Origin of the sequence: Acinetobacter sp. S4397-1 (assembly GCF_024129285.1) — a bacterium.
In the GTDB taxonomy this organism is placed as follows: Bacteria; Pseudomonadota; Gammaproteobacteria; order Pseudomonadales; family Moraxellaceae; genus Acinetobacter; species Acinetobacter lwoffii_C.
The window spans coordinates 1-7,549 of the sequence record NZ_JAMXXZ010000052.1; the positions used below are offsets into that span (position 1 = coordinate 1).

Consider the following 7,549-nt stretch of genomic DNA (forward strand, 5'->3'; position numbering starts at 1 on the left):
AAAGCCCATCATTTGATGAGCTTTTTAACACCGGGTCAATTTTGTATAGAACGACCACTCTACAAATAGTAGTGTCTTATATAAAGCTTTTCTGTCAATTCAGCTTTTCTCAAGTTTTCACGGTAAATATCAGCATAAAAACTATCTCATTACGCATACTTAAAAGAATGATTTCCACCATATCTTCGATTGAAGCAATAGCACCACAACGATTTCAACAAAGGTTGAAGAGGTGTCATGTTGGAAAGTGCTGGTGGAATCCGAGCGAAAGAGTTTATGCAGTTACTGGCTATTGAAAAGGATAAATTTTATGCGCTAGTAAATTCTGGCGACCTTCAGCAACCAATTAGACTGTCCGAAAAAGACGTGTGCTGGTAGCCATCTTACGTAAAGAATAAAGTTGAAGAACATAAAACAGAATCTGCTATGATAGCCCACACATAGTGGGCTTTTATTTACCAACTTTTACCCCTACTTCTCCCAAAGCGGGTAACCAAACGGGTAAGATTAAAACCACAATAAAATTATCTTATATTTTTTAGTAGGTTACAGTGAAAATTGTCATTCTAAACAAACCTTATGACGTCCTCTCCCAATTCCGCGCTGATGAAAAACATCAGACCATGGCGGATTTCATTGATGATCCGGATTTACGCATCGCAGGCCGTCTAGATATGGATTCGGAAGGTCTGATGTTCCTGACCGATCATGGCGGCTTGAACCAGTTTATTACCAACCCGGCCAATAAAAAATTCAAGACCTATCTGGTTCAGGTCAATGGTGAGATGACTGAAGAAGCGCTAGAGCAGCTTCGTAAAGGTGTCGAGCTGAATGATGGAATGACTTTGCCAGCACAGGCGATTAAAGTCGCTGAACCGGAATGGTTATGGGAGCGTAATCCTCCAGTACGCTATCGCGCTTCAGTGCCGACGTCGTGGGTGGAAGTTTCGATTTGTGAAGGCCGTAACCGCCAGGTTCGTCGTATGACCGCTGCTGTTGGCTTTCCAACGCTGCGCCTGATTCGTACTAAAATCGGTTCAATTGATCTGGTACAAATGGGCCTACAACCGGGTGAAACCAAAGAAATCGAACCGCTGCTGTATCCAGACTTTAAAGATGTGCCTGCGCAAGAACCTTATCGTTCACGTTCTTATGTGAAGAAACCGGGCGGCAGCGGCGGCAAACCTATGCATAAAAATGCCAGTAAAGCTGGGGCAGCCAAGAAAAAAACGGGTACCCCACGTATCTGGCAAATGGAAGAAAGTGAAAAGCCTCGTCGCAAGACCAATGGTACTACCCGTCCAAATACCAAATCACGTGGTCGTGGACGAAATGGTCGTTAATATTTAATGCTCCTGGCCAAAATAATAGACAGTTCCTGCCTCTAAAGATAACCTAACTTTAATCTTTGGAGACATATTGAGGGCTATCTTGTGCAGCAGTGCTGCTCAAGTCCTGACTTTAAACAGCAAGCACTTGATTATGCTCTTTCAAACTCACACGAGCCCATCGCTGCAATCGCCCAAAAATCAGGTGTGGGTTATTCAAGCTTAGACAAAGGGATTAGTGAAACTAATCCAACGGGTTCAAGTAAACGTCAACTTGAACCAGAAGAGCAGCGGAGCTTGGAATTAAAGAAAGAAGTCAAACAGCTCAAGGAAGCCAATAGCATCTTAAAAAAGCGCGTGTGTACTTTCTGACAGATCATGCCAAGAAAAGTACACGGTAATGCAAGATCTGAATGTGAATGAAGTCACGGTATCTTCTGCCTGTAAATGTTAGGTATCAGCACTTCAGGCTATTATGCCTGGCGCAAAGCCAGGCCGATACAGCGCTTAAAAGCCGTATATTGGCAGCAAGCATGCACGATTGGTGCTCTTTCATTGGTACATGACATACATGATTTAAGTTACAGCATGAGCGAACGTACTGTTGGAAAGATGCTAGAAAAAAAGCTTGGTTTACGTAGCAAGATTGCAGGTAAATGCAAGCATACAAGTGATTCGAACCATCGTTTGCCTACACGCCAATTTACAGTCACTCAGCCAAGCCTTGCGAAGCAATGCGTCTCAGGACAACAGATATTAGCTATATCCCTTATCCAAACCTTGTTAGCTGTATTGATGTGTAATGTTGGATCTGTTTAGCGTTCTATTTTCGGTTGGCAAACCAGCCATCGAATAGACCATCCATTGGTGTGATGCGTTTAATTATGCAAAAGCTTCTTTCACCCATTTAAAAGCCCATGTGCTACATGGCAATGTGTTGATCACTCGAAAAGAGGCAAAAGCTGTCTTATTTGACTATATTAAAGTCTATTACAATCGGGTCAGAAGGCATTCTGCAAATGGTCGGTTAAGCCTTTAAGCAGAAATATTTTAAGAATTTAGAGAGATCGATTGCTCACGATATTGTCTAGGATCAAAAAAACATAAACCATTAGAGCGATAATATTTAAAGTGTAGCAACCATAGTCTTAGCTCTTATAACTAATGCTAAAAAAACCATTATAAAAAAGCTTATTCAGTTATGAAATATAGTACTGAATAAGCTTAAAAGGTGAATATTGAAATTCAATAATGGCAACTCTTAAACCATTGCTGGATCGCTAACAGAGTCTTTACCTATCTCTACACGACCAGCAAAGCGTCTATAAAACTTATTATCTTGACTACATGTAACAGCAAAATCATACCATTGCCATGCTTCTCCCAAATCCCAGTAATGAGTAACAGTCTGTTGAGCTTTAACATTAATTTTAATAGACTCATCTGTACGATAAGCAAGAGGCGTTAAAATAAAATCGATTTCTTTAGTCGAAATATTAAGCAAATCTACATAGACATTGCCATTATTAATGTCATAACACACTCGTATTTCAGGATTGATTTCTAAGTATTTATTGCGGTTTAGATCTCCTCGAAAATGTCGATGATAGCCGTTTGGACCGAGCACCCAAAGGTCGTACATTCCTTGGTTATCCTGTTGTACCTTCCAGACATCATCTAGTGTTTTTCCTGCTTCTACAATGTACCGACGCGGAATCGTATCAAGGTTTAACTTGTCATAGACATGAAAAACTGCGCCTTGTGTACCTGTATTAGAGAAGATGAGCTTAACTGTTCCATCGTTTTGACAACGGGCACTGGTATGTAATTCATAAGGCAATGCTTTAGAACGCCGAATTCCGCTAGTTTGAATTGGGAGTTTTAAATGGGTTGGAATTGGAACATTCGGTAATTTTTGTTGTTCTGAGCGGAGCAGATCTGCTTGCTCACGAGTTTTTTTACCACTCAATTCTGGTAACACATCATCATTTGGATTCTCAAAGTTAAAGGCCGAAGTGAGGTCACCACAAATTGCGCGACGATAAGGGCTGATATTGCTTTCTGTTACACCAAAACGCTTTTCTAAAAACATTAGTACCGAAGTATGATCAAATACTTGAGAATTAACGATCCCACCACGACTCCAAGGTGAAATTACAAATAATGGTACACGTGGACCAGGCCCATACACGCCATTATCTTTTTTAGGCTGACTGGTACTTCCCAGTGGCGCATCATGTACATAATATTCATGTTGCATATCGGCTTCGCTGAGCGTTGATTTTCCTGCATATGTATTATTTGCTTGAAGCGTGGGAGCAGATGGAGATGGAACATGATCAAAATAACCATCATTTTCATCAAAATTAATTAAGAAAACTGTTTTACTCCAAACCTCCGGTACTGCTGTTAGAGCATCCAAAATTTCTTGAATAAACCAGGCACCTTGTACTGGGCTTGATGGTCCAGGATGCTCACAATAGATTGATGGTGCATTGATCCAGGAAACTTGAGGTAATTTTCCTGTTTTTATATCCCTTTTAAAAGCATCTAAAAACTCTTCAGGGTTATTCCCGGGTAAAGTATTGGCTATGCCTTTATAGAGTGGATTTTGAGCATTATCAGTTGACGCATCATAAGCTTTATAAGGTAAAGTTTGTGCTGCCTTATTATATGGGCTATTGGGTGCACCGCCACTCGAAACTGGATAACCTGAAGCAATATTGGCTTTTTTAAAAGTACGAAACGCCCCTAGCATGTTATCGCCCCATTCATCAGGCATATTTTGATAACAAATCCAATTAATACCAGCTTCTTCTAAACGTTCAGCATAAGTTTTCCATGTGTAGCCGATATCAACATTTTTGGGGTCGCCATCAATCCAATCCCATTCATTATTAACAAAAGCCGTACCAGTCGGTACTGCTCCATTAGTACCTGTTAAATGAAATGAACGATTGGCATCTGTACCTGTATGCATCGAACAATGATATGCATCACAAATGGTAAAGGCATTAGCTAAAGCAAACTGATAAGGGATTTCCTGTTCTTTAAAATAACCCATTGCATAATCAGTTTTATACGTTGGCCAATTGGTCATTCGGCCATTGTCCCAAGCTTTTTGGCTATCTATCCAAGTATGATTCGTACCAGGTGCGCGTTGCGCATTATTCATTGATCCATCTAAATGAAAGGGCGTTAATAATGAACCATCACGACGTTGTTGTTGCCAAACATTACGCCCATTTTGTAAAGGAATAGTGAAACGATCTGCAAAACCGCGAACCCCTTTTAATGTTCCAAAATAATGGTCAAATGAGCGGTTTTCTTGCATTAAAATAACGACATGCTCAACATCCTGGATTGTTCCTGTTTTATTATTTGCAGGAATAGCTAATGCTTTTTGGATACTGGCTGGAAATGTAGATAAGGCAGCAGCACCAAAACTTGTCTTAAGCGTATTTACTAAAAATTGACGACGATTAATCACAGTATTTCCCTTTTTACTTTTATGGTGCACAACGTATTAATGGTTCTTTGGAGTTATCAGGTGGAGTTATAGACTGATCATCATTTGAATCATTGCAGGCAGTGAGTAGGAGTAAAATTGGCAGAAAATATGTTGGCTTAAAACTGCCCTTTAATTTTTTCAGCATTTGCTTTATCCATAGAAAAGAAGCTAATATCTTAGATAAGTGATATGACAATAGGGTGTAATATCTAATATGACTTCACAGATATATGATTCACATCAACATGATTGCTTTTTCTTGTAACCTTAAAATGGAAAGTAAAAAATATAAGAAAATATATAAGGTTACATATAATTATCATCCATTTAATATAATGGCTGTTATACAAAATAGAAAAGCCTAGACCACAACCTAGGCTTTAAACTTAAAAAATACATAAAAATCAAGTTCGTAGACTTAATTTTTAAGCTTCATATAACGTGTATTAGGTTAATTTTAGGAAAACTTTATAATCTTTGTGAAAGTGACATAATAAAAGAAGCTTCAAGTATCACTATAAAACTTAGGTTCATACCGAATTTTTAATACTTTATTTAGAAAGCAGGATAAAGCTGATACATTAAGAATGACATTATAAAGATGGTACCAGTAATGAAAATTAAATATCCCATTCTAAAATTGGTCGTAAGCTGCCTTTGCTTCAACTCCACATATGCAATAGCCTCTCCTGTCTTTCCCAATAATGATAAAGTCCAAACGTCGAATATCTCCAGTAGAACACCAGGAACAATCCTATCGATAAAAGAAGAGAATATCGATCTATTTACCAATGCTTCACAGCGGTTCTTGATCACTTACCGTAGTCGTGGAGTACAGTCTGAACCAATTGTAACTTCAGGATATCTCTTACTCCCTAAAGGTAAAGTACCCCAAGGAGGTTGGCCTGTTCTTGCTTGGGCTCATGGCACAACTGGTGTAGCAGACACTTGTGCGCCTTCAGGAGATTATGCCGACGGTCCAGTTCATCCTTATCAACAAATTGCTGCTAAAGCACTAAATGCCTGGCTTGCTCGCGGATATGCAGTCGTCGCCCCTGATTATCAGGGTTTAGGTACCCCCGGTGGACATCCCTATATGAATGCACAAAGTCAGTTATACACTGTCGTTGATGCTGTCCGGGCAGCCCACCTTTTAAAACCTTATAAATTTAGTAAAGACTGGTATGTTATGGGTCATAGTCAAGGAGGTGCAGCTTCCCTTAAGGTGGCTACTGATGGCCGAAAAGATGCACCTGAGCTCAATTTAAAAGGTGCCATTGCACTCGCACCAGGTGGCTATCAATACCAAGGAATCGCTGAATACGTAACAACCCATACTCCAATTGAAACCGGTGTGGCCGCATTTTTTCCAATTGTGCTTTTGGGAGCAGAAGCCGCAGATCCTAGCCTGGCTCCAGCAAATTTAGTTAGCTCAGACATGACTAAAGTTCTAAATTATGCACGTAATCGCTGTTTGTCAGAATTACAATCTGAGCTAAAGGCAGCACCTCAAACAGTTTTTAAACCAAATGTAAATTTGGCACCTTTGACAAATTATTTAAAAAAACAGTCTATTGAGAATATGACACCTATTGTGCCAACGCTCATTGTACAAGGTGATAAAGATCAGCTGGTAGATTACCGTGGTACTTATGCTTACTATCAGCAAGTATGTAAGAAGCAAAGACCTATTTCCTTTCACCTAATCAAAAATGGAGATCATCGTGACTCTTTAAGACAAAGTGAACTCCTGATTGGAAGCTTTATCAATTCAGTTGAACAAGGGAAAATTGTAAATACCTGCAATTCAAAATGATGCGGTAGATTTAGGATTTTGAACTCAAAATAAAACTCTGCCGTAGAAGAATTAAATATTTCGAGTCTTAATATACATATGGGAATAAATCAAAATGATGCCACAAAGTTTATTATCACTGACGAATAAAATAGCACTTGTAACAGGCGGTGCAGCAGGTATTGGGAAAGCCAGCGCTCTCATTCTTGCACAAGCAGGCTCGGACGTTATGATTGCCGATTTAAATTTAGAAGCAGCTAAACATACAGCAGAAGAAATCAAGCAGCTGACCGGACGCAACATACAATATGTTGCATGTAATATTCTGCAAGATGATCAATTGGTCAATGCAGTGAATAAAACAATCGAAACCTTTGGTCATATTCACATCTTGGTGAACAATGCGGGAGGCGGCGGCGGTGGCCGTGAATCTCCTGATCAAATTAGCGTAGATACTATAGAGCGTGATTTTCAGCTTAATGTGTTTGCTGCTTGGCGATTGTGTCAACTCGTCGCACCGCATATGAATAAAGCTGGCTATGGTTCAATAATAAATATCAGCTCTATGAGTTCAATTAACAAAAGCCCTGCTATGAGCGGATATGCATCATCAAAAGCTGCTTTAAACCATATGGTCGCTAATTTAGCCCATGATTTTGGTCCGAATATACGTATTAATGCGGTAGGGCCTGGAGCGATTCGTACCGCAGCATTAGAAAAAGTACTGCAACCTGACATTGAAAAAAGAATGCTTTCCCATACCCCATTACAACGATTAGGTGAGCCAGAAGATATCGCGAGAGCTGTATTATTCTTTGCCTCACCTCTTTCATCATGGGTTTCTGGCCAAACCTTATTTGTAAATGGTGGTGGTGTACAAACACTGGATTAAAGAGTGCGATCTAAAACCTAAAA

General features: G+C 39.7%; 4 protein-coding genes and 1 pseudogene. 4 read left to right on the forward strand and 1 reads right to left on the reverse strand.

The genetic code is table 11. The annotated features are described in order from the left end of the window. Positions 1 to 551: 551 nt before the first annotated feature. On the forward strand, positions 552 to 1,343 hold the full coding sequence (locus tag NI467_RS14000) for an rRNA large subunit pseudouridine synthase E (protein WP_253153446.1): 792 nt from the start codon (positions 552 to 554) through the stop codon (positions 1,341 to 1,343). A gap of 90 nt (positions 1,344 to 1,433) precedes the next feature. Further along, positions 1,434 to 2,419 (forward strand): annotated as a pseudogene (locus NI467_RS14005) (IS3 family transposase). Between the two features lie 170 nt (positions 2,420 to 2,589). Here NI467_RS14005 and NI467_RS14010 read toward each other — a convergent pair. After that, on the reverse strand, positions 2,590 to 4,818 hold the full coding sequence (locus NI467_RS14010; protein ID WP_253153447.1) for a phosphocholine-specific phospholipase C: 2,229 nt from the start codon (positions 4,816 to 4,818) through the stop codon (positions 2,590 to 2,592). A gap of 634 nt (positions 4,819 to 5,452) precedes the next feature. On the opposite strand from NI467_RS14010, the gene NI467_RS14015 reads away from it, so the two are divergent. Both NI467_RS14015 and NI467_RS14020 read left to right on the forward strand, forming a co-directional pair. Further along, a complete protein-coding gene (locus NI467_RS14015) occupies positions 5,453 to 6,655 on the forward strand; it encodes a S9 family peptidase (RefSeq protein ID WP_253153448.1) in 1,203 nt (400 codons plus the stop codon). Positions 6,656 to 6,752: 97 nt separating this feature from the next. Beyond that, positions 6,753 to 7,526 (forward strand): glucose 1-dehydrogenase, encoded by a 774-nt coding sequence (locus NI467_RS14020; protein WP_151204759.1) that lies wholly within the window; start codon positions 6,753 to 6,755, stop codon positions 7,524 to 7,526. Positions 7,527 to 7,549 lie beyond the last annotated feature (23 nt).